23 protein-coding genes and 2 pseudogenes are annotated in these 22,588 nt (G+C 66.7%); 12 read left to right on the forward strand and 13 right to left on the reverse strand.

What is annotated here, in order from left to right; genetic code table 11:
• The first annotated feature begins 135 nt into the window (after positions 1-135).
• On the forward strand, positions 136-1,323 hold the full coding sequence (locus IQ458_RS03425; protein WP_203321913.1) for an SGNH/GDSL hydrolase family protein: 1,188 nt from the start codon (positions 136-138) through the stop codon (positions 1,321-1,323).
• Between the two features lie 25 nt (positions 1,324-1,348).
• On the opposite strand, the gene IQ458_RS03430 is transcribed toward IQ458_RS03425, so the two are convergent.
• Positions 1,349-1,813: an Lrp/AsnC family transcriptional regulator gene (locus IQ458_RS03430; protein ID WP_183640674.1), complete on the reverse strand. Its 465-nt coding sequence runs from the start codon at positions 1,811-1,813 to the stop codon at positions 1,349-1,351.
• Positions 1,814-1,919: 106 nt separating this feature from the next.
• Between IQ458_RS03430 and IQ458_RS03435 the strand changes: the two genes are divergently transcribed.
• Positions 1,920-2,531 carry a LysE family translocator gene (locus IQ458_RS03435; protein WP_203321914.1) on the forward strand — a complete coding sequence of 204 codons (612 nt, stop codon included), beginning with the start codon at positions 1,920-1,922 and terminating at the stop codon, positions 2,529-2,531.
• Between the two features lie 80 nt (positions 2,532-2,611).
• A complete protein-coding gene (locus IQ458_RS03440; protein WP_203321915.1) occupies positions 2,612-3,298 on the forward strand; it encodes a hypothetical protein in 687 nt (228 codons plus the stop codon).
• Positions 3,299-3,315: 17 nt separating this feature from the next.
• Here the strand turns inward: IQ458_RS03440 and IQ458_RS03445 are convergent, their stop codons facing one another.
• On the reverse strand, positions 3,316-3,879 hold the full coding sequence (locus tag IQ458_RS03445; protein ID WP_203321916.1) for a DUF6630 family protein: 564 nt from the start codon (positions 3,877-3,879) through the stop codon (positions 3,316-3,318).
• 145 nt (positions 3,880-4,024) lie between these two features.
• On the opposite strand from IQ458_RS03445, the gene IQ458_RS03450 reads away from it, so the two are divergent.
• A complete protein-coding gene (locus tag IQ458_RS03450; protein WP_183640663.1) occupies positions 4,025-4,270 on the forward strand; it encodes a DUF3297 family protein in 246 nt (81 codons plus the stop codon).
• Between the two features lie 91 nt (positions 4,271-4,361).
• Here IQ458_RS03450 and IQ458_RS03455 read toward each other — a convergent pair whose 3' ends face one another.
• On the reverse strand, positions 4,362-4,799 hold the full coding sequence (locus IQ458_RS03455; RefSeq protein WP_192199063.1) for a transposase: 438 nt from the start codon (positions 4,797-4,799) through the stop codon (positions 4,362-4,364).
• A 342-nt stretch (positions 4,800-5,141) separates the two neighbouring features.
• Here IQ458_RS03455 and IQ458_RS03460 point away from each other — a divergent pair, with 342 nt between their 5' ends.
• The 5 genes and pseudogenes from IQ458_RS03460 (at position 5,142) to IQ458_RS03475 (ending at position 14,323) form a co-directional block, all read left to right on the forward strand.
• A complete protein-coding gene (locus tag IQ458_RS03460; protein ID WP_183640658.1) occupies positions 5,142-5,777 on the forward strand; it encodes a response regulator in 636 nt (211 codons plus the stop codon).
• A 332-nt stretch (positions 5,778-6,109) separates the two neighbouring features.
• Positions 6,110-9,115, forward strand: a pseudogene (locus tag IQ458_RS03465) (ATP-binding protein); the annotation flags it as partial.
• A gap of 429 nt (positions 9,116-9,544) precedes the next feature.
• Positions 9,545-10,234, forward strand: a pseudogene (locus tag IQ458_RS19955) (response regulator); the annotation flags it as partial.
• 257 nt (positions 10,235-10,491) lie between these two features.
• Positions 10,492-11,385, forward strand: coding sequence for a helix-turn-helix domain-containing protein (locus IQ458_RS03470; RefSeq protein ID WP_203321918.1), 894 nt, complete (start codon positions 10,492-10,494; stop codon positions 11,383-11,385).
• Positions 11,386-11,473: 88 nt separating this feature from the next.
• Positions 11,474-14,323: a TonB-dependent receptor plug domain-containing protein gene (locus tag IQ458_RS03475; protein WP_203321919.1), complete on the forward strand. Its 2,850-nt coding sequence runs from the start codon at positions 11,474-11,476 to the stop codon at positions 14,321-14,323.
• A 54-nt stretch (positions 14,324-14,377) separates the two neighbouring features.
• Here IQ458_RS03475 and IQ458_RS03480 read toward each other — a convergent pair whose 3' ends face one another.
• From IQ458_RS03480 to IQ458_RS03510, 7 genes are all read right to left on the reverse strand, one after another.
• Positions 14,378-15,640, reverse strand: coding sequence for an RNA polymerase sigma factor (locus IQ458_RS03480; protein ID WP_192199058.1), 1,263 nt, complete (start codon positions 15,638-15,640; stop codon positions 14,378-14,380).
• Between the two features lie 153 nt (positions 15,641-15,793).
• Positions 15,794-16,171, reverse strand: coding sequence for a YciI family protein (locus tag IQ458_RS03485; RefSeq protein ID WP_203321920.1), 378 nt, complete (start codon positions 16,169-16,171; stop codon positions 15,794-15,796).
• Complete coding sequence (locus IQ458_RS03490) at positions 16,168-16,851, reverse strand: dihydrofolate reductase family protein (protein WP_203321921.1); 684 nt, start codon at positions 16,849-16,851, stop codon at positions 16,168-16,170. The genes IQ458_RS03485 and IQ458_RS03490 overlap by 4 nt, the downstream gene beginning before the upstream one ends.
• Before the next feature lie 40 nt (positions 16,852-16,891).
• Positions 16,892-17,557 (reverse strand): dihydrofolate reductase family protein, encoded by a 666-nt coding sequence (locus IQ458_RS03495; protein ID WP_203321922.1) that lies wholly within the window; start codon positions 17,555-17,557, stop codon positions 16,892-16,894.
• Positions 17,554-17,985 carry a VOC family protein gene (locus IQ458_RS03500; protein WP_203321923.1) on the reverse strand — a complete coding sequence of 144 codons (432 nt, stop codon included), beginning with the start codon at positions 17,983-17,985 and terminating at the stop codon, positions 17,554-17,556. The genes IQ458_RS03495 and IQ458_RS03500 overlap by 4 nt, the downstream gene beginning before the upstream one ends.
• A 53-nt stretch (positions 17,986-18,038) precedes the next feature.
• The gene (locus IQ458_RS03505) at positions 18,039-18,446 is read right to left on the reverse strand and encodes a VOC family protein (protein WP_203321924.1); all 408 of its coding nucleotides are present in this window, start codon (positions 18,444-18,446) and stop codon (positions 18,039-18,041) included.
• A 60-nt stretch (positions 18,447-18,506) separates the two neighbouring features.
• Positions 18,507-18,926, reverse strand: coding sequence for a YciI family protein (locus tag IQ458_RS03510; protein ID WP_183640629.1), 420 nt, complete (start codon positions 18,924-18,926; stop codon positions 18,507-18,509).
• 246 nt (positions 18,927-19,172) lie between these two features.
• Here IQ458_RS03510 and IQ458_RS03515 point away from each other — a divergent pair, with 246 nt between their 5' ends.
• On the forward strand, positions 19,173-19,550 hold the full coding sequence (locus tag IQ458_RS03515) for a YciI family protein (RefSeq protein WP_183640627.1): 378 nt from the start codon (positions 19,173-19,175) through the stop codon (positions 19,548-19,550).
• Positions 19,551-19,568: 18 nt separating this feature from the next.
• Here the strand turns inward: IQ458_RS03515 and IQ458_RS03520 are convergent, their stop codons facing one another.
• A complete protein-coding gene (locus IQ458_RS03520) occupies positions 19,569-19,892 on the reverse strand; it encodes a hypothetical protein (protein ID WP_203321925.1) in 324 nt (107 codons plus the stop codon).
• Between the two features lie 288 nt (positions 19,893-20,180).
• On the opposite strand from IQ458_RS03520, the gene IQ458_RS03525 reads away from it, so the two are divergent.
• A complete protein-coding gene (locus tag IQ458_RS03525; protein ID WP_425504625.1) occupies positions 20,181-20,369 on the forward strand; it encodes a helix-turn-helix domain-containing protein in 189 nt (62 codons plus the stop codon).
• 43 nt (positions 20,370-20,412) lie between these two features.
• Here the strand turns inward: IQ458_RS03525 and IQ458_RS03530 are convergent, their stop codons facing one another.
• On the reverse strand, positions 20,413-20,922 hold the full coding sequence (locus IQ458_RS03530; RefSeq protein WP_192199052.1) for a DUF1697 domain-containing protein: 510 nt from the start codon (positions 20,920-20,922) through the stop codon (positions 20,413-20,415).
• Positions 20,923-21,116: 194 nt separating this feature from the next.
• Here IQ458_RS03530 and IQ458_RS03535 point away from each other — a divergent pair, with 194 nt between their 5' ends.
• Positions 21,117-21,905: a DUF2884 family protein gene (locus IQ458_RS03535; RefSeq protein ID WP_192199051.1), complete on the forward strand. Its 789-nt coding sequence runs from the start codon at positions 21,117-21,119 to the stop codon at positions 21,903-21,905.
• Between the two features lie 54 nt (positions 21,906-21,959).
• Here IQ458_RS03535 and IQ458_RS03540 read toward each other — a convergent pair whose 3' ends face one another.
• Positions 21,960-22,574 (reverse strand): DNA N-6-adenine-methyltransferase, encoded by a 615-nt coding sequence (locus IQ458_RS03540; RefSeq protein WP_183640613.1) that lies wholly within the window; start codon positions 22,572-22,574, stop codon positions 21,960-21,962.
• Positions 22,575-22,588: the final 14 nt, after the last annotated feature.

Genomic DNA, 22,588 nt, shown 5'->3' on the forward strand with positions numbered 1-22,588 from the left:
TGCCAGACAGGGCCGGCTGCTTCCAATCCAACCCGGGAAACCCGCATGCCCTTCGCGTCGAGATCCTTTGCTCTTCCCCTGGCCTGCCTGCTGCTTGCGCTGGCATCGCCGGTCCCCGTCCAGGCACAGCCTCCCATGGGCGACGACGACCATCACTGGGTCGCCAGTTGGAGTGCGGCGCCGGTGGGGGCGGGAGACGCGTTGCCGCCGGTGACGATACGCCAAGTGGTTCGCACCAGCCTGGGCGGAGCGGCGGTCCGCGTGCGCTTGTCCAACCTGTTCGGCAGCCAGCCACTCACGATCGGTCCTGTCCGGCTGGCCCGGCATGCGGACGGTGTCGCCATCCAAGCCGACAGCGATGGATCGGTGACGTTCGCCGGGCTGCCGCAGGTGACGCTCCCGCCGGGAGGGTCGGTCCTGAGTGACGCGGTGGATCTGCCGGTGACGGCATTGGAGATGCTCGCCATCAGTCTGTACCTGCCGCAGGGCGCGGCCGCGCCGACCGTCCACCAGGTCGGCAACCAGACGGTGTACCTGGCGCGGGGCGATCTCACCTCGCGGTCGCGGTTCGAACCGGAAGGCGAACCCGACGATACCCGCTACCTGCTGACCGATCTGGAAGTCGCCGCGCCAGCGGGCGCGCGCGCCTTCGTCGTGCTGGGCGATTCGATCACCGATGGCGTGGGCTCCAGCGAAAACGCCAATGCGCGCTGGCCCGATCGGCTCGCGCAACGGTTGCAACGTGATCCGGCGCTGGCGTCCATCGCCGTGGTGAACGCCGGCATCGCCGGCAATCGCATCCTCAACGACGGCGTGGCGCCCTATCGCGGGCCGAGTTCGCTGTCGCGCCTGCAACGCGATGTGCTGGACAAGCCGGGCGTGCGCTGGATGCTGCTGTTGCAGGGTGGCAACGACATCTCCGCCTCGGACCGGCTCGAAGCGCCGGATCAGAAGGTCAGCGCCACGCAGATCATCGAGGGCATGCAACAGATCATCACCCGCGCCCGTGCGCGCGGTATCAAAGTCTGGGGCGCGACCCTGCTGCCGCGCGGCGGCACCACCTTCCCCGCACCGCCCAGCGCGGAGGCGATCGCCAAGCGCGAAGCCGTCAATGCCTGGATCCGCGAATCGGGCGCGTTCGACGTTGTGGTGGATTTCGATCGGGTGATGCGCGATCCCGCGCAGCCTGATCGCCTGCTGCCCGCCTACGACAGCGGCGACCACCTGCATCCCAACGATGCCGGCTACCAGGCGATGGCGGACGCCATTGACCTCGTGCGCCTGGCAGAGGGCAACGGGCCCTCAGGAACGATGGCCCGATGACGGCCAAATCACGCGGCCGTGGACGTCAGATTGGCAGGGCGTGGCTGCGCTTCACGACCTGGCTGGGCAGATCCGTCTTGACGTTCTGGATGCCGTTGGCGCGCGTGAGGTGGCGGGTCTGGAAGCGGCGATAGTCGTCCAGGTCCTCCACCACCACCCGCAGCATGGCATCGCATTCGCCCAGCATGATGTAGCACTCCATCACCTGCGGCAGGCGTTCCATCGCGGCGATGAAACGGTCGATGGTGTCCGCGTCCTGCGCGGTCAGCCACACCCGCGTGAACAGGGTCTGCGGGTAACCCACCGCGGCGGGATTGACCACCGCCACGTAGCGTTCGATGACGCCGGCCTGCTCCAGCAGCCGTACCCGGCGCAGGCATGGCGAGGGCGAGAGGCCGACAACCTGTGCCAGTTCGGTGTTCTGCATGCGCCCGTCCCCCTGCAGCGCGCGCAGGATGCGGCGATCCAGCTCGTCCAGCTTCACAGGCATTGAAACCTCCATTTCAGGATTTTATTGGCATCGAATGCCAATCTATCCGAAATTTCTGGAATATTCGCAACCCCGTGGCAAGGCAGTGTCCCTAGCATGATCGGCCATGGACACGACCACCCTGCTGCTCTTCTCGGCCACCGTGATGCCGCTGATCGCCACGCCCGGCCCGGACATGCTGTTCATCGTCGCCCAGACCCTGGGCGGCGGCGGCGGTGCCGGATTGCGCGCCACGTTCGGAGTCTGCACTGGATACCTGGTGCATTCGATGCTCGCGGCACTCGGGCTGGCGGCCCTGATCGCCGCGTCGCCGCCGCTGTTCGCGATGCTTCGCTGGGCGGGCGTCGCCTACCTGGCCTGGCTGGCCTGGCGCCTGCTGCGGTCGGCGACGCGACCGGGTGGTTTGCAGGTCCGTGGCGACGGGCATCAGGCGGAATTCCGCCGTGGTTTCCTGACCGCGGTACTCAACCCGAAAGGCATGATGATCTACTTCGCGATCCTGCCGCAGTTCATCTCGAGCGCCACTCCGGCGGCGCCGCAGGCCATTGCGCTGTCGGCTACCTTCATCGGCCTGTGCGCGGCGTTCTATTCCCTGCTCGCCCTGGCCATGGCGTCCGGCGGCTGGCGCAACGGTCTCGACGAACGTCGCCGCCGCTGGATCGAAGGCATGTCCGGCGGGCTCATCGCGGTGGCGGCGGGAAAGCTGGCCATCGGCTGATCATCGTCCGGAGTGCGGCACGCATCCGGCCTGCTATCGTTCCACCCGCCGCGAACGCGGCGGATACCGGAGGTCATCGCATGCGTGGTCTGGACTTCAGTTCGTGGCAGACATTGCTGTCGACGCTGCTCGGCCTGGCGGTAATCACCTTGATCGGCGTCGGTATCCGCCTGTTGGTCATGCAGACCATCCAGCAACGGCGGGAACGCGAGAATCGCCAGATCAACGAACGGCTGCGCACGCTCATCGCCGCCTACAAGACCCTGGGAGGTTCCTTCACCGGCCATCTGGCCGTGGACCCGACGCACCTGCGGGATCTTCGGATCCGACAGGCTCAGGGCGGCGACGACGAGGCCGGCACCGGTTCGGATCGTTCGCGGAGGATTCGCGACGCGGTCGAGGCCGCGCTGTCCGACATCGTCCTGCTGGGCACCGACGAACAGGTGCGGCTGGCCGCCCGCGCCGCCACCGACATGGTGGAAGGCCGGCCGATACGCACCGATGAACTGGTGATGTCGCTGCGCGATTTCATCCGCCACGCCCTTGATCTGGATCCGATACCGCCCGGCCTGTCCATTCCTCCCCAGGGCCCGGCGCGTCCCGGTGGCGGCGGTGGCAAGGCCGGCAAGAACGAGGGCGCGCGCGACGACCCACGCCAGGCTGGCGGCAAGACGGGTAACGCCGGAGCCGGAGCGGGTGGCGCCGGCGCGGGAATGGGCCTGGGTGCCGGCATGGCGCTGGGAGATGAAGCCGAATCCCGGCGCTGATCGCGATCGCCAGCCGGTCAGAACGCGTCGCTGCCGGGGCGCAGTTCGATACCCAGGGCCGCGCACAGCTGCTGCATGCCCTCGTCGTCCCGGCTGAGCGCGATCCAGCCCGCATACGCATCGCCGTCGGTGTTCCAGTTCCAGAGCGTGTAGCCATGTTCGCGCAGGCGGTCATAGGCCACCGCCATCAGGCCCGGCACGTCCACGCCATCGAGGAAGTCTTCGTCGCCGGGATCGCCGCCCCAGTCGATGTCGATGTTCCAGCGCGCAGCCAGTTCGTTCACGCTGTCGATCAGCGACTCGCTGTCCTTCCAGTCGACATAGAAACCCGACGTCCAGTCGATCGCGTCCTTCAGCGCCCACAGCATCCGGCCATCGTCGTCGCTGTCGGCCTCGGCCATGCGCTCGCGCCAGGTCGCGAACTGGCGCAGCGCGGTCTCCTCGTCACCCGGGTTGATCAGTACCAGCAGGTTCCAGATCAGGGCTTCCTGATCACCCAGATCGATGTCCTCGTCCTCGTCGTCACCGGAGCGGGAGAACGCATCGTCGGCGTCGAAGTCGTCTTCGTCGGGTAGGGTCATGGGAAATGTCCTGGATATCTGCGGGATTCCTGCCTCGCCTCCACCATGGGGTTCGTCACCGAGGACGCGGGCCGCGGCAGGAACTTGGGAGGCGGCCCCCGGACGTTTATCCTATGCGCCTTCCGCGACACATGAAACCACCACCATGAGCACCGAAACGCCCCCCGACCGCCTGGCCTCCGACCCGCGCAGCCCCTTCCACGATGCGGAAATGATCGACCGCGGCGTAGGCATCCGCTTCAATGGCGTCGAACGCGACAACGTCGAGGAATACTGCGTCAGCGAAGGATGGATCCGGGTGCCGGTGGGCAAGTCCAAGGATCGCCGCGGCAATCCGATGACGTTGAAGATCAAGGGCGAAGTGGTCGCCTACTTCCGCGAACAGCATTGAGTTCACGGCGGGCGCCCGCGCCCGCCATGCATCGTCGGGATTGTGCCCGGGTGGAACACGCGTTCCACCCGATCACCCGCGACCTGCCGAATCAGGCAGCCTGATGGTTGGCGTACCGCTGCTTGCGTTGCAGCGAGGCACGATGGGTCGCGACCATCCGGGCCAGGCCCTGCCGCCGGGCGTCGCTTTCCGGCAGGCAGGCCAGCACCGGGTCCCATTGTCCCGCCTTGACCCAGCGCGAGAAGCGCACGTAGACGCTGTGGTTGGCGCCGTATTCGATGGGCAGGCAACGCCAGTAGGCATCGTTGCTTCCCGCCATCCACAGCACCGCCTCGACGAAACAGCGGGCACTGGATTTGTGGCCGCGCGCGCGCGCGCCGAGTCTCCCCCCGAGATTGACCACGATGTGCGCCCACTCGTCATCGCTCAACTGGGGTTCAAGCACCGCCGACAGGGAACAGGACGCATCCTGCGTCTGCGTCAGGCGGCTGATCGTGGCGTCGAGACTTTCCTGATTTTCAGTCAGCATGTTCTGGCTACCGTCTGGGACATGGAAGCGGCGGACTCCGTGCCCACTGCAGACATCGTCTTGGCCCCTTGTCTGCATATCCGTCGGCAACCGCGGATCCACCGTTTTCGCAGTGTTCTTCCCGTCACAGGCCATCGAACATCGGAATCGTCTGAAAAATTCCGGAATGGCACGGATTCGCCGGCGCGCAAGCGATAATTCCGCCGTAAAGCGCACGTTCCGCAGACGTAGTCACAAAATATGCGATGGCGGTGGCTTGCGAATCCGATAGGTTCGCGGAATGGCAAAGCCCCGATATAGAATGTGACTGCTTTCAGCCCAGAATCCGGGAGACCACGGCACATGACATTGAAGATCGTGCTCGCCGACGATCACCCGATCATCGTTGCCGCTGTCCGTCAGCTGCTCGAACGCTCGGGCCACGAGATCGTCGCGGTTGCCGGTTCCAGCGGTTCGCTGATGGAGATCCTCGCGCAGCATCCCTGCGACCTGGTGATTACCGATTTCAGCATGCCCAACGAGGACGAAGCCGACGGCTTGTCCCTGATCGGACTGCTGCAGCGCCGCCTGCCCGAGATGCCGCTGATCGTGCTGACCATGGTCACCAACCCGGCCGTCCTGCAATCGATCCTGGATATCGGCGTGCGTGGCCTGATCAACAAGACCGACGCGATGACCGAACTGGCCACGGCCGTGCAGACGGTCATGCGTGGGCAGATCTACGTCAGCAAGGCCAGCCAGCGCCTGCTGATCCAGGCCGGCAATGGCAAGTCCGCGCAAGCGGTTCCGCTTTCGCCGCGCGAGACCGAGGTCATCCGCCTGTTCGCGTCGGGCAAGTCGGTGACCGAGATCGCCCGCCAGCTCAACCGGAGCGTCAAGACCATCAGCACGCAGAAGCAGGAGGCGATGGCCAAACTGGGGTTGAAGAACGACTTCGACATCTACGCCTACGCGCGCGAGAAGGGCATGCTCTCCTGACGGACGACCGTGTCTCCGTACAAAAACGCTGTCTGAGAGATGAAGCACGCCCACGGGCGTCGCGACATTAGGAATAATCCGATTCGAAGGCCAGGGCACCACTCCTAGGCTGACGCGCATCGCTTTTGCGCGTGCCTGTCATGTCCTTCCGTGTTTCCTCCCGCCTGCGTGCGTGCCTGTCCGGCATGCTGGCATTGGCGGGGTCCCTCTGCCTGTCACTGATCGTGGTCGCCCATGCGGCCGCGCATACGACGCTGGCGTTGGACCAGGAGGAAATCGCCTGGCGTCGCGCCCATCCGGTGTTGCGCGTGGGCGTATTCGCGGGCGATCACATGCCGCTGGAAGCCTGGATGGGAGGCCAGCCGGAAGGATTGGGCATCGACTACGTCCGCCTGCTTGCATCGCGCGCCGGCTTGCAGGTCGCCTTCCATCCATTCACCGACTGGGAGGCCGTCGCGTCGCGCTCTGCCAGGCGGGCACCGCCTTTCGATCTGCTGCTCGCGCTGCCCCATACCCGTGGCGACGAGGGCCACGTCCGCCTGCTGCGGACCTACCTGAGCGCCGCGCCCGTGCTGGTCACCCGTCGCAATGACACGCGCACGCGCGATCAACGGGATCTGGATCGGGCGCGGATTCTCATCGAGCGCCGCTTCCAGGACACCATCGTGCGCCTGCAGGGCGCCTATCCGCACGCGGTGCTGCAGTACTGCGATACCGGCCTGCAATGCCTGGACAGCCTGGCCCGTGGCGAAGCCGACGCCTACATCGGCGTCACCGCGGCCCGCACCCGGGCGCTGCTGGCCGGTCGCCGGGCCGATGATCTCAACCTGACCGGATCGGCGGGCCTGCCGGCCCTGGCGTTCTCGCCCGCGGTGCGGGTCGATGCGGCTCCCCTGGCCTCGTTGCTGGACAAGGCCGCCGCCAGCATCGACGAAGCGGAACTGGCCCGGCTGCGCGATCGCTGGGGCTTTGGCGATTCCGCCGAAGACGGCGCCGCGGCCAACGCCTCGCTGAGCGCCGGGGAACTGGAACGCCTGCGCGCGCTGCCGACGCTGCGGGTGGGATTCGAGGTGGATAGGTACCCGTACAGCTTCATGGACGGTGAAGGCCGCTTCGATGGATTGGCCGCCGACTATCTCGCCCATCTGGGCGAACAGCTGGGCCTGCGCCTGCAGCCGATTCCGGCACGCGACTGGGATCACCTGCAACAGATGATCAAGTCCGGCGAGATCGATCTGGTCGCGGCCGGCACGCCAGACGATTTCCATCATGACGATGTCGCATTCAGCCGGCCATACGAGTACTTCCCGGAAGTGATCGTGGCGTCCACGCATGGTCCGGCCATCGCCGGCGCACGCGACCTCGACGGGCGGGTGGTCGCGGTCCGCGACGAGGCCGGATTGATAGGCAGGCTGCAGAGCCAGTTGCAGCGAACCACGTTCCGTCCGGTTGCCAGCAATGAGGCGGGCCTGGCGATGGTGTCCGAGCGACAGGCCGATGCCTACATCGGCACCCTGCCCGCGATCGATTCGCTGATACGCGATCACTATGCCGCGGATCTGCGGGTGGTGGGACCGGCGGAACTCGACCAGGAGCTCGCATTCGGCGCACGCGGCGACCTGCAGGCGCTGCTGCCGCTGTTCGATCGCGTGCTGGCCAACATGGCACCCGCGCAGAAGCGCGCCATCCGCGCACGCTGGCTCAGCAGTTCCTATCACTACGGGGTGCCGTGGGGCTGGGTCGCGGGCGGCATCGCCATGGCTCTGGTCATCATCGGCGCGGTCATGCTGGCGTACGCCCGGCTGCACCGCCTGACCCGCGCCCGGGTGTGCGCGGAGCAAGCGTTGGAAGCACAGCTGTCATTCCAGCGCGCATTGCTGGAAACCATTCCCTATCCCATCTTCGCCAGGGACGCGCATGGACGGTACCTGGTGGTCAACCAGGCCTACGAGGCGATGTTCCGATGCGGGCGGGATTCACTGCTGGGGCGCCGGCTCGACGACGCACGGCCGAACCCGGGCGCGGATCTGGCCGGCATGCGGATCGCCGATCGCGCGCTGCCCGGACGCGAAGCCTCGGAACACGGCGAGCTGCGACTGCCGGAGACGGAGGCCGGCGCGGCGCCGCGCGACGTGATCCTGTGGTCGCACGCATTCCTCTACGACGCCGACGAACCCGCCGGGCGGCTGGCGACCCTCGTGGATGTCAGCGAGATCCGTGCCGCGCAGGCACGCGCGCGCTCTTCCGAGCAGCGCCTGTCCGACATCACCGATGCCATTCCGGCGACGGTCTTCCAGTTCCGGCTCTCGCCGCGGGGCGAGCGGCGTTTCATCTATGCGGCCGGCAATGTGCAGGACCTGCTGGGCCTCTCGGCGGAACAACTGGTCGCCGACGAACGCCAGCTCTACGACCGCCTGCATCCGGATGATCGCGAACACCTCAAGGCGGCCTTGCGGGAGACCGCGCGCACCCTGCGTGCCCTGCCCACGCTGGATCTCCGGCTGAGGTTCGGGGATCGCTGGCATTGGGTGCGGACCGAGGCGGGACAACCGCGCCGACTGCCCGACGGAACCCTGGAATGGAGCGGGTACTGGATTGACATCGACGCCGCGCATGCGCAGGAACAGGCGCTGCACGACGCCAAGGCGCGCGCCGAATCGGCCGCGGCGACCAAGGCGGCGTTCCTGGCCTCGATGAGCCATGAAATCCGCACGCCGATGGCGGGCGTGCTGGGCCTGATCGAACTGCTGGCACGCACGACGATGAACCGCGAGCAGGCGCACATGCTGCGCCTGGCCGACGACTCGGCCAAGGCGATGCTGCAGATCCTCGACGATATCCTCGATTATTCGCGGATCGAGGCCGGCCGGCTGGCGATCGCCCGCCAGCCCTTCGATCCGCGCGCGCTGGTCGACAGCGTCGCCGGCCTGTTCACCGCGCGCGCCAGGGAAAAGCACGTCCGCCTGCACGTGATCCGGGAAAACCGGGTGGCCGGCGCGCTGCTGGGCGATGCCACGCGGATCCGGCAGGTGCTCAGCAACCTGGTCAGCAACGCCATCAAGTTCACCGACGATGGCCATGTCGCGCTGAGGCTGTCGGTCGTCGGGGACACCGATGGATACCAGCGCATCCGCTTCACCATCACCGATACCGGCATCGGAATCGGGAAAGACGATCTCGCCCAGTTGTTCCATCCCTTCGTGCAGGCGGAAGGGTCGGAAGCACGCCGGTTCGGTGGCACCGGACTGGGCCTGGCGATCAGCCGCCGCATCGCCTCCCTGATGGACGGCGATTTGCGCCTGGCCAGCGAACCCGGCATCGGGACGGAAGCGGTGTTCGAACTGAGCCTGCCGGTCAGCGAGCCGCTCCGGCCGGTGGCGGCGTTCGCGGGCAAGCGCGCCTGGTTGCGCAGCCGCGACCCGTGGCGAAACGAAGGCCTGTTTCATTCGCTGTCGGCACTGGGTTTCGACGTGCTGAGCGGCGAAGGCGCCGACCTTCCGGCGTCCGTCGGTTTCGATCTGGCGGTCGTCGATGCCTGTGCCGTCGGTCCGGCCGGTTGCGCACCGGAAACGCCCTGCGTCCGCGTCGACCTGCAGGCGCCCCTCGCGGCAGGACCGGGTCGCGCCTGCATCGCGCTGCCGGGCGATCCGCTGCTGCATCACGCCGTGGCCGAGGCTTGCCGGGAAGCCCTCGGCGAACAGCCGGCCCGTGAACCGACGCCCGCGCTCCCGCCAGCACTTCCGGTGAACCGGCATGTCCTGGTCGCGGAGGATCATCCGGTCAACCGGGCGCTGATCGCGCGCCAGCTGGATCGCCTCGGCTACACGCATACCGTGGTGGAGGATGGCGAACGCGCGCTGGCGGTCCTCGCGGCAGGTGGCATCGATCTGCTGATCACCGATTGCCACATGCCGGGCCTGGACGGGCTGGCGCTGACGCGCAGGATCCGCGCCGCCGAGCCGTCCGGCCGCCACCTGCCCATCATCGCGCTTTCGGCCAGCGCGCTGCCCGAGCAGGCCAAGCGTTGCCTGGAGGCCGGCGCGGACGATTTCCTCGCCAAGCCGGTGCGACTGGATCAATTGGCGGGCAAGCTGGCGCACCACCTGCGCCCATCGCCCGCCTCCCAGTCCGTGCTCGAACCACAGCCCGCACCGCAGGACGTGCTTCCGGACGGCGACGATGGCGATCTGATTCCCGACCTGGTCGCGGCGTGCCGCGAGGACCTTGCGCGGCTGGATCGCTTGCCGGCCTCGGCACTGGTCGCCAGGCGCGAGCTGCTACACCGCATGGAAGGCGCGCTGGCGCTGGTGGCACCGGTTCCGGAAGGCGATGTATTCGCGACGGACGCCCGCGCGATCGGCCAGCGCGAACAGGAGATACGCGAGCGGGTGGCGTTCCTCGAGGCATCGCTCCTGCAAGACGACCATCACGCCAGCGCCCTGCCCCATCCGCCCTGAAAAAACCCCGGTCCATCCAAAGATCGAAGCACCGACGTCGCATGCATCCGGTCCGGGCAATCGTTCCGGCCACGCACTTTTCACGGCTTCCTCCAGCGGCTGAGCCAAAGCACCCGTTCGCTTTGCATTTCTTGCGGTCCTGACGAGGGTCTCGGAGCTTTCCGATTCCAGCGCTCCGCCACGCCGGCCAATCTGCCGATCCGTCCGGAGTCCGCCGGACGCAATCACCGCGCCTTTCGGCGTGCCGGACCGGAGGCATGAACAAGATGGAAGCAACGATGCTGTGGGCCGATCGTGGCCGGACCCTGCGCTGCGGAGAAACCACCACTCCGCATGCACCGCCGCGCTGTCTCGCCGTTTCCCGCCAGGGCAATCTCGGCCTGCAGGCGCGCCGGTTCTCGTTGTGGGTACAGGTGCGGGGCGAAGCCTGGATAGAGTCCGCCGAAGGACGGTTCCGGCTGAGGCCGGGCCAGTGGATCGCCCTGGACCGGGAGTCGCGCCCCACCGTCCAGGCCAGTTCGACCGGGCTGTGCCTTGGCATGTCGTTCGAGGCGGGCGGATCGCCCTCGCGGCGGCCGGCGGATGATTCGCGGGTATATCCGGGTCGCGGACGGTTGAATCGCCGCGAACGCGTGGTCTTCCTGCGTTTGTGGCGGCGTGCCTGCCCACGTGCGCTGATGGGGGCCGGCAGCCACGGCGATACCCGGCCACTGCTGGCGTTCATGGCCGAAATCCAGCGCGACCTCCAGCGCTTCGCGCAACGCTGCCCCGGCAGGACCCGCGGCCACCGCCACCAGGTGTTCGTGCGCTTGCAACGCGCCCGCCTGTACCTGAAGGGACATCACCACCGGCGCATCCCCATGCGCGAGCTCGCCCGCCTGGTCAATTTCTCGCACAGCTATTTTTCGCGCACCTACACCTTCGTCTACGAGGAGCAGCCGCAGGTGACGGCATCGCGGATCCGCCTCGCCCATGCCGCGGATCTTCTGATCAGCACGGACGCACCCATCGGCGAAATCGCCCAGGCGTCCGGATTCGAGAACAACTGCAGTTTCTCGCGCGCCTTCCGCGCGCACTTCGGCATCTCCGCCACCGACTATCGCCGTCACGGCGATCAGCAGGAAGGCAATTCGAGCAAAGCCACTGCGTAAAGCTAGCAACGTCTCCGCTCACATCCGCCGGTAACGTTAAGAAGGCGTTTTTTTAGCCTTATTTAGCGTTCCCAGGAGAGCATTCGAAATGAAGTACAAGAAGTCCACGTCGGCCCTGCGGCTCGGCGTTCTGCAGGCGTCCGTGCTGCTGGCCCTGTCCCCCGCCGCCTTCGCGCAATCGTCCGACCAGGTCTCAACACTCGACAAGGTCGAGGTGACCGGATCGCGTATCCGTGGCGTGCAAATGGAAACGCGGCAACCTGTGCTGACACTCAGTCGCCAGGATATCGAGAAGCAGGGCTTCACGTCTGTCGCCGACGTCCTGCAGAACCTTACCTCCGCGGGTTCCCCATCGATATCGCGCGCCAACGCGCTTTCTGCGGGTGAAGCCGTCGGTGGAAGCTATATCGACATCCGTCATCTTGGAAACACCCGCACGCTGGTTCTGATCAATGGAAAGCGGCTTGGCGCCACCACGGGAGGGTCTCAGGATCTCAGCCAGATTCCGATGGCGGCCATCGAGCGTATCGATGTGCTCAAGGATGGCGCTTCAGCGATCTACGGATCCGATGCCATTGCGGGCGTGGTCAATGTCATCACGCGCAAACAGACTGAAGGCCTGGAAGTGAATGCCTATTGGGGCCAGGATAGCGCCGGCGATAGCCGAACCAATCAGTATTCCTTCAGCCTCGGCACCCAGGGCGAACGCAGTGGAACCACCCTCTCGGTGGAATACCATCAGCAGAAGCCCGTATCGGCGGGAGATCGCTGGTTCAGCAAATGGGGGAGCGCCGGCCCGGACTACAAGGGTGATGGCTGGAGTCCGATCAGCCAGAACGGCTCGTTCTGCGATCCGTGCTCGCCTGCGGCTGCCGCAAAGTGGTGGACGTTGAAGGATGGCGGCGATCCGACGAATCGTGCCGACTATCGGTTGCACACCGCTTCGGACAACGCAAACGCCAACCAGCAGATGTACCTCCAGACGGGCGTCGAACGCCGTTCGGTGTTCGCCAGCGCGTACTACGACATCAACGACCGCGTGACCTTCAACGTGGACGCGCTCTACAACCATCGGACCACCGATCAACAGATCGCCGGCTATCCCTATCAGTCCGCCGCTTTCGGAACCCCCCTTAGCCGCGACAGCGCGTTCAATCCGACGCCCGGCCAGGACGTCACCTTCCGCCGCCGCCTCTGGGAAGTCCCCCGCACGACCAGGAGCGAACTGGAGACCTACCGCTTCGCGGGCAGCCTCGACGGTAATTTCGAAATGGGTGGCCGCCAATGGAACTGGGACATCGGCGCGCTCTGGAACCGCAACACGCTGACCAAGACGGGGCATGGCGACGCCAGCCTGATCGCTACCCGGCAGGCGCTCGGTCCGTCATTCATCAACGGTGATGGCGTCGCGCAATGCGGCTCTGCCAACAACCCCATCCCGTTGACCGCCTGCCGTCCCTGGAATCCCCTCCTCCCTCACGGCGTGGATGGCCAAGGATCGCTGGCCAACGCGGACCTGCAACGTTTCCTGCTGCCGCACTACACCGACACCGGCCTGACCCGCACCACCAGCTATACCGCCAACCTCGCGGGCGGCCTGTTCGACCTGCCTGCGGGCGAGGTGGGCCTGGCGATCGGCGTGGAACATCGCAAGGAAGAAGGGCGCTTCGCCCCCGATGCGTTCTCCCAGTCGGGTGAGAGCACAGGCCTGGGTGGATCCACCACGGAAGGTTCCTACAAACTGGATGAGGTCTATCTGGAGCTGAATGTTCCGATCCTTGCGGACCTGCCGGGCGCCAAGGAGCTGACGTTCAACGCCGCGGGGCGTTACTCCGACTACAGCAATTTTGGCGACACCACCAACGCCAAGTACGGGTTCACGTGGCGTCCATTGGACGAGCTCTTGGTTCGCGGCACGTTCGCCGAAGGCTTCCGGGCTCCCTCCATCAGCAATCTTTATGGCGGTTTCTCCACCAGCTTCGAGCGCTACACCGATCCCTGCGGCACCAAGGCCACCGACAGCGTGAATGGCAACGCCGCCTGCAATGCCGCCGGGGTCCCCGTGGGCTATGTCCAGTTGGGACAGGGCCTGATTCCCTGCACCAGCTACCCCTGCCAGACGCCGGACCAGTTCATCCGGATGCCGAACGCGCAGCTGCGCCCGGAAACCTCCCGCAGCAAGACCGTTGGTGTAGTGTGGAGTCCGCGCTGGGTGCAAGGCCTGGATATCTCGCTGGACTGGTACAACTACTCGCTCAAGGACATGATCATCTCCGACAGCGTTGATCGCATTCTTCGGGATTGCTATGTCCTCGGAAATGCATCCCGCTGCTCCTCCGTTCAGCGCGATCCGAGCGACGGCCATATCACCGGAATGACGTACGGACTCATCAACCTGGGCCGCATGGAGACGGAAGGCTACGACCTGGGCGTCAAGTACCGGCTTCCCGAGTTTGCCGCAGGACAGTTCAGCATCGACTGGCAGTCTTCCTACGTCAGCAAGTACGACGAGCAGAAGCAGAACCGCCACGGAGTCGACATCATGAGCGGTTCGGTTGGCATCCCCGGCATCTTCCGGCTTCGTTCCAACCTGGGTGTCGATTGGCAGAAGAACGAGTTCGGCATTTCGTGGACCGCGCGCTATTACTCCGGCATGCGGGAAAGTTGTGTCCCCAACCGGCCGTGCACCGATCCCGGCCGCTATGCCGACGGCGAGAAAAGTGCCGCCCGCCGCGTTGGCGCCAACACGTTCCACGACATCCAGGCGCGCGTAAACCTGCCGTGGGAAGCGACGGTTTCTCTGGGTGCGGACAACATGTTCAACCACCGCGGACCGTTGCTGTTCTCCAACTCGAATGCCCGCAGCAGCGACTTCCCGTACTACGGCGACTTCGACATCGGCAGGTTCATCTACATGAAGTACCAGCAGCGGTTCTGATCCACCACCAAGATGAAGTGCCCTCAACCTCTCCCGTTCGCGGGAGAGGTTTTTTCATGCATCCAGGCACGCCGCCGCACGCGCCAGCATCAGGTCGCGTTCGCGGGCGTTGCGGGTCAGGGCGGCGGCACGTTCGAAGGCTTCGCGTGCTTCGCCGCGGCGACCCAGTTGTTCGAGCAGGTCACCGCGGACCGCAGGCAGCTGCGGGTATTCGCGCAGCAGCGGTTCCTCGCCCAGTGCATCCACCAGCAGCAAGGCCGCGGCCGCGCCCTCGGCGCGGCTCAGGGCCACGGCGCGATTGAGTTCCACCACCGGCGACGGCATCACCGCCGCCAGCTGCGCGTAGAGGGCGGCAATGCGGGGCCAATCGGTCTGATCGGCGCGCACGGCGCGGGCGTGGCACGCGGCGATCGAGGCCTGGAGGGTATAGGGCAGCTGCGCGCCACCCAGTTTCACCGAGCGCTCCAGCGCCTGCAGGCCGCGCTGGATCTGCAGGCGATCCCAGCGCGCGCGATCCTGTTCCAGCAATAGAATCGGCGTGCCGTCGGGCGCGGTGCGCGCGCGGGCCCGCGAGGCCTGCAGTTCCATCAGGGCGAGCAGGCCGTGCACTTCCGGTTCGTTCGGTACCAGTCCGGCCAGCACGCGACCCTGGCGCAGGGCCTCCTCGCACAGCGCCGGGCGCATCCAGTCATCGCCGGCGGTGGCGGAGTAGCCTTCGTTGAAAATCAGGTAGACGACTTCCAGCACCGAATCCAGGCGCTCGGCCAGTTCGCTCCGGCGCGGCACTTCGAACGGCACCTGCTTCTGCGCCAGGGTGCGCTTGGCGCGCACGATGCGCTGGGCGATGGTCGGCTCCGCCTGCAGGAATGCGCGCGCGATTTCATCGGTGGACAGGCCGCCCAGCAGGCGCAGGGTCAGTGCCGTCCGCGCCTCGGTGGAGAGCACCGGGTGACAGGCGATGAACACCAGGCGCAGCAGATCGTCGCCGATGTCGTCTTCCAGCCGGTCGCTGTCGTCAGGGCCGGGCATGTCCTGCCCATCCAGCTCGTAAGCCAGTTCGTCGTGCTTGCGCGCGTGCAGTTGGTGCTGGCGCAGGCGATCGATGGCGCGATGCTTGGCCGCGGTCATCAGCCAGGCGGCGGGATTGTCGGGCACGCCCGACGCCGGCCAGCGTTCCAGCGCGGACACCAGCACGTCCTGTGCCATCTCCTCGGCCAGGCCGACGTCGCCCAGCATGCGGGTCAGGCGGGCGATCAGGCGCGGGGATTCCATTCGCCAGAGCGCGTCGAGGGTGCGGTGCAGATCGTGGGGGGCCATGGCCGGCGATCTGACCACCGCCCGGCGCACCGTGCAAGCTGAATGGCGGACGCCTCATTGGCACACCCCTTTTTGTCCAGGTCCGCGGGCGGTTCGCCTTCCCTGGGCGCGGCCGTCCGGAAGCCGCCCTGTCGGCCGCGTCGGCCGTGTCCGCTAGCAGCCGTCCAGTTCGAAGTAATGCAGCGGCCGGATCTCGATGCCCCATCCCCAGGCCTCGCCCTCGTCCAGCCGCGTGGTGGGGTGCAGCATCGCGATGCGCACGGCATGGTCGATGTCGTCGGCCTCGATGAGGAACGCGCTGCCGACGCGTGCCTCGCCCGGCGCGAACGGTCCCTCGGCCACCCGCACCGCGTCCCCGACCCGGCGCAGGCTGTGGATTTCCCGACCCAGCCCGGCGTCCAGGATGACCTGCCCGCTGCCATACAGCTCCTCCAGATGCGGCTCGCATTGCCGCATCGCCTGTTCGACCTGTTCGCGCGGGTACGCGTCCATCCGTTCCGGATCGAAGTAGCCCAGGCACAGATACTTCATCGCTTCCGCCCTCCGCTCAGCGCACCGGACCGCGCGCCGTCCGTGCGTTCGAACTTCAGGTGCACGACCGCCGGCGTGGCCAGCGTGCGCACCAGCGCCAGGCCGTGCAGATCGTCGCCGATCCGTTCGAACAGGCGTTCGCCGCCGCCCAACAGCACCGGCACCAGATGCAGCTCCATTTCATCGACCAAGCCCGCCGACAGGTACTGGCGTGCCGCCTGCGCACCTCCGGCCAGGGCGACATCGCGGCCATCGGCGGCGCGGCGCGCCTGTTCAAGGGCGGCATGGATGCCCTCGGTGACGAAGTGGAAGCGCGTGTCGCCCAACGCCAGCGGTGGCCGCGGATGGCGGGTCAGCACGAATACCGGATGGTGGAAAGGCGGGTCATCCCCCCACCAGCCATTCCAGGGCGTGCGCTCGTTCCATCCGCCCGGATGGCCGCCGAACATGTTGCGCCCCATGATCGTGGCGCCGATGCCGGCCATCGATTCCTCCATGACCGCGGTGCTGGCGTTGACGTCGCCACCTTCCATGCCGTGCGCCCGGCGCCATGACGCCAGCGCGGTCGCCCAGTGATGCAGGCGTTCGCCGCCGATGCCCAGCGGGTTCTGCACGCTCTGTCGCGGACCGGCGACATGGCCGTCCAGCGAGATCGAAATACGGAAACGCAGCCGCGACATGAGTTGCTCCTGGGATGTGCCGGTCCGGAATGTTCCTCGCTCAGTCCTCGCCGGCGGCAATCTTCCGCTGGCGCTCGAGCTCTTCCGCCGAGGGTTGCTCCAGGCCGAAGTAGCCATACTCCGGCCGGCCCTCCATGCGATAGCACTGGCGGATCACGCCGGTATCGAAGGCCTGGTGCGATTGCAGACGCAGCGATGCCGGCACCGCGCCGTCGGCGAACAGCCGCTTGCCCTCGCCCAGCACCACCGGGAACCACCACAGCTGCAGTTCGTCGATCAGATCCTCGCGCAGCAGCGTCTGCACCAGCCCACCGCTGCCGTGCACCTGCAGTTCGGCGCCGCGCTGCCGCTTCAGCCGGCGGATATCCGCCGCCACGTCGGCTTCCAGCCGCTCGCTGCCCTGCCATGCCAACGTGTCCAGCGTGCGCGTGGCGACGTACTTGGGGATGCGGTTGAAGCGCGCGGCCACCGGATCCTCGTCGCCGACATGCGGCCAGTGGGCGGCGAACATCTCGTAAGTGCGTCGGCCCAGCAGCAGGGCATCGAGATTCGCCATGCCGCCGTTGATCAGGGTGAGCATCGCCTCGTCGAAATAGGGCGCGGCCCACCCACCATGCCGGAAGCCGCCGCTGCGGTCCTCGTCCGGACCGCCCGGCGCCTGCACCACGCCATCCAGGCTCAGGAAGGCGGTCACCACCAGTTTCATGACGCCTGCTCCGTTTCCTGTTCCTGCTCCTGCATCGCGGCCATGTCCATGTAGACGACTTCCCACAGGTGGCCGTCCGGATCCTCGAAGCAGCGCTGGTACATGAAGCCATGATCCTGCGGCTCGCGCGGCTGGCGGCCGCCCGACGCGATGGCCGCGTCGACCAGCTTGTCCACACCGGCGCGGTCGTCCGCGGACAGGCACAGGATGGCCTGGGCATGCGTGCCCGGATCGCTCAGGGCCTTGTCGGTGAAGCCCTGGAAGAATTCCCGGGTCAGCAGCATCACGTAGATGGTGTCGCTGATGACCAGGCAGGCGCCCTGCTCGTTGGTGAACTGCGGGTTGAAGTGGTAGCCGAGGCCCTCGTAGAACGCTTTCGAGCGGGCCATGTCGGATACGGCGATATTGACGAAGATTTGCGTGGGCATCGGAATTTTCCTGGTTGTATGGCGTATGGATTTCGGGAGGAAATTGCGGGGGCTCAGGTGCAGTTGATCATCCAGCGCACGCCATGCCGATCGGCGAGGCTGCCGTAGCGCCGCGCCCAGAACGTCTGCTGCAGCGGCATCTCGACCACCTGCGCGCCTTCGGACAGCGCGGCGTACAGCGATTCGGCCTTTTCCGGATCATCCAGATCGATCACGACGTAGGCACCGGTGATGCCCTGGTAGGGATGATCGGGCGTGGCGTCGGTACCCATCAGGCTGAAAGCGCCGACGTCGACGCGGCCATGCAGGATCCGCTCCTTGAGCGCGGCGGGAAGATCACCGCAACCGGGGGTTTCGCCGAAGCTCTGCATCGCGGCCACCTGGCCGCCCAGCAATCCGGCATACCAGGTCAGGGCCTGGCGGCAATCGCCATCGAAACTGAGATAGTGCTTGAGACGCATGGGAGGATTCCTTCTCTTGTCAGGGATGTTGCGGGAGGATGCGGATGGAGCGGATACGCGTTACTTCTCGCCGGCGATGCGCGCGGCCAGGCGTTCTTCCTGTTCGCGCAGTTCCGGCGTGAGCGCTTCGCCGAAGTCGTCGAGTTCGAAGATCGGACGGATTTCGACCTCGGCGCCGCCGTCGAAGGGCGCGCGCTTGAGCCACTCGATGGCTTCTTCCAGCGAACGCACCTGCCAGATCCAGAAGCCGGCAACCAATTCCTTGGTCTCGGCAAACGGACCGTCGATGACGGTGCGCTGCTTGCCATCGAAGCGCACGCGCGCGGCATGCGAGGTCGGGCGCAGTCCCTCGCCGGCCAGCATGACCCCGGCGTTGACGAGTTCCTCGTTGAAACGGCCCATTTCTTCCAGCTGTTGCTGGGTGGGCATCACGCCGGCTTCGGTATCGGCGTCGGCTTTCACGAACACAATCACTTTCATGTCGTACTCCTTCGGAGGGAATGGGAAGGGCGGCGTCCGGAGGCCGGAGCATCGCTGCTTACTGGGTACGACGGGCGTGAAGGGCGGGGATCGACAGCCCCCTGAAAAAAAGTTTTCCGCGGCGGGCGATTCCGGGCAGCGCCGGTCTCGGCCGCTGCGACGCCTGGGTCGGAGGATGCCCGCCCCGCCCGGATGCGGCATCATGCGCGCTCTGGCGGCGGCCCCGTCCCCTCACTGGAGCAAGACATGCAGTACCTGTTGCTGGTCTATACCGATGACGCCCTGCTGGAAACCCTGCCCCCGGGCGAATACGACCAACTGATGCGTGGCTGCCTGAGCCACGCCGACGAGCTGAAGCAGGCCGGCACGCTGATCGCCAGCCAGCAGCTGGAACCGGCACGGACCGCGCGCTCGCTGCGGGTCCGCAACGGCCAGCCGGCGATCACCGACGGTCCGTTCGCGGAGACCAAGGAAGTGCTGGCCGGCTTCAATCTGATCGAAGCCGACAACCTGGACGAGGCGGTGCGGATCGCCCATGAGTTTCCGTGGTCGCGCTTCGGCTGCATCGAAGTGCGGCCGGTGCACGACATGGGGCTGGAACGGCAGCGGGTCGGCCTGGGCTGAGTTCCGCCATCGCGCGGCTTACAGCTGCGCGCTGATCCGCGCCTTCACGCCGGGATGGTCGCGGTAATACGCCGCGTTGTCGGCCAGATCACGCCAGCGGCGATGGTCGGCCAGGGTCCGGCCGATCTGCTGGGCCACCCGCTGCAGCAGCGCCGGCTCGGGCGGGTGCTCGCCTTCCAGCGCGCCCTCCATCAGGTGGAGCATCAGCTGCGCCCGATCCAGGCAGGTTTCGGCCTCGCGGGAGGCATTGCCGTGCAGGGCCTCCAGCCGCGCCGGCGGGAAGCGGGTGATGCCGACGTCGGCCAGGACCGGTTCGTGCGCCCCCTGCAGCAGGTGCAGCAATTACGACAGTGAGTTTTCGTTGGACGCGACGCTCTCCGCGGGTATCGCGTCCACGCTTTCCTGGTGAGCGGTTTCACTTCTTGAATACGGATGCACGGGCAACCTCCTTGTGCGTTCAGTCGATGTGATCCCGTGCCCGTCCAGCGGCTTTCCCGTTGACGAAAAACGAGATTCAAACACGGTAGATGAATGCTCTGTAGATTGTCAAACGGTAGCGGGTGAGTCTGAGACATGGCCAAGCCGTCGTCCCCGCCGCGCTCCGCGACTACCGCGCGCGAACGCATTTCCGTGAACCTGAAGAAACTGCGCAAGGCGCGCAATCTGAGCCAGGAAGAACTGGCTGAACTCGGCGAGTTCCATCGCACCTACGTGTCACAGTTGGAGCGCTGCGTCACCAACATCTCCATCGACGGCCTGGAACGGCTGGCGAACGCGCTGTCGGTGGACATCCGGGAACTGCTCAAGCCGGTCGACTGATCCGCGCCGCCGGCCGCCCATCGGTTCGGCCAACGACGAGGCCCTACTCCGCCGCCATCCCGATCAGCCTGGCGACCGTGTTTAGGTTGCGCGCGGTACCGGCCCGCGCGGCGGGAATGACCAGGCGGGAGTCGGCCATGCCGTCGCCGTAGTGCACGTAGATCTCGCGTTCACCCAATGCCACCTGTTCGTCGCGCCGATGCCGCAGCGTGGCCAGGGTATCGGCCGGCGGCGGTTCGTCCAGGAAAATCACCACCACCCGGTTGGGCGCCGCCGTGGTGAACGGCTGCGCCTCCAGCGCGCGCACGAGTTCCGCATGCTGGCGCAGCACCACGCCGACCGGCTTGCCGGCGTAGGCGGCCAGGCGTTCCTCCAGTGCGGCCTTCACCCCCGCGGCCCGCTTGGCGCTGCGGAACACCACGTTGCCGCTGGCGATGTAGGTGCGCACGTCGCGGAAACCGGCGTCCTCGCACATGGCGCGCAGTTCGGCCATCGGCAGTTTGCCGGTACCACCGACATTCACGGCGCGCAGCAGGGCGATATAGGTTTCCATCGCGCCAGCATACGCGCTCCCATCAAGCGGCGACGCGGGCGGAGTTTCCCGCGTGCCTCACCGGGGAAGGCGTGGCCGGGGCTGGCTCCGCTTCACATGGAGGACGGGGTGACGGTGGTCGCCATGACTTTTCCCACGGGTCGCGCCGGCGCGCATCCGCGAAGCTTGCGCCATCGTTCCACCCGGATACCGCCATGCGCCCGTTGCCGCTCATCCTGTCCGTCCTCGCGCTGCTGCCGCTGGCGGGCCACGCCGGGGAGCCGGTGCGGCCCAAGGTCGATTCCCGCCAATGCGGCATCAGCACGCCGTACAACGTGCTGGTCGATACCGGCGGCGTGTGGCTGTACCGCGACGAGGGTTCGCCGCGCGAGGTGTTCTTCCACGACGGCGAACTGAGCGTGGACCGCAAGGTACGCACGATCAGCGATGCCGACGCGCAGCGCCTGCGCCAGCTGGAATACCAGGCCTACCGGCTGATGCCGGAAGTGGCCGGGCTGGCCCGCGATTCGGTCGAGGTGACCTTCGATGCGCTGTCCGGCGTGGTCGAGGCGATGACCGGCAGCAAGCGCAAGGCGCGCAAGGTGGACGATTTCCGCAGCGAAGCGATCGCCCATGTCGATCGCACCCTGGGTCGCGGTCGCTGGGATCAGGAAGTCTTCGACGAGAAGTTCGAGGAGAACATCGAGAACGCGGCCGAATCGATGGCCTCGATGATCGGGCGCAGCGCATTGTGGAGCGTGTTCACCGGCCGCGCTGGGCAGTTGGAAGCGCGCGCGGACAAGATGGATCGAGAGCTGGAGCAGATGCTGGAAGTGCGCACGAAGGCCATCGAGGCGCGCGCGGACGGCCTGTGCGCGCAGGTCCGTGCCATCGATGCCGTGCAGGCGGGGCTGGAGTATCGCCACGACGGCCAACCACTGCGCCTGCTGGAAATCTCGGGCGATGGCGGGGACAACCAGGCGACCGTGGCCGCGCGTCCCTGAGCGACGCGATGCGGCCAGCCGGCGCGCCCGCCGCCTGACGGACGGGAAAGGAATTCAGGCCGGTCCGGTTTCAGCCACCGGGTGCACCACGAAGCCGTGCTTGCTGAAGATGCGGGCGAACTTGTCCGCGTTGCGGCCGAAATAGAAGAACGCCTGCCCGCGTGTATTGCCGGAGATGTGCTTGCGGTCCGCGTTCCAGAAACTGATGCGGTGGTGGGTGAAGCAGATGCGGGTGCAGCGCGCGACCAGCACGTTGAACCAACGGGTGTCGGTGGCGTTGTTGACCAGCACCACGCCCTCGCCGAACTGGCCGGCTTCCAGCTGATCGACGAAACGATTGACCGCGCGCGCACACAGGCCCGCCGAGTAGGGCGGGTTCATGAACACCCGTCCACGCCGGCCGACGTTCCAGTCCTCGTCGAACGCGGAACGCTCGGCGGTGAGAATCCGGCGCGCGCCGACGATCTCGTTGGCGGTTTCCGAGGTGAAGGGGTCCAGATCGATGCCACCCATCACCGCGCGCACCGAGTCCAGGTACTCCGGCGGGGTGAACCAGGAATCGGCGTCGCGGGCCTTGGCGGTCGGCACCCGGCCGATGTAGCCGAGCCGGTGGGCGCTGGCGGTGGACACCGGGAGCGCGACGATGTTGGTGCGGGGCGTCTTGGGCATGGTCGGGCATTCTA

It is taken from the genome of Pseudoxanthomonas beigongshangi, from assembly GCF_016820515.1.
GTDB classification, from domain to species: Bacteria; Pseudomonadota; Gammaproteobacteria; order Xanthomonadales; family Xanthomonadaceae; genus Pseudoxanthomonas_A; species Pseudoxanthomonas_A beigongshangi.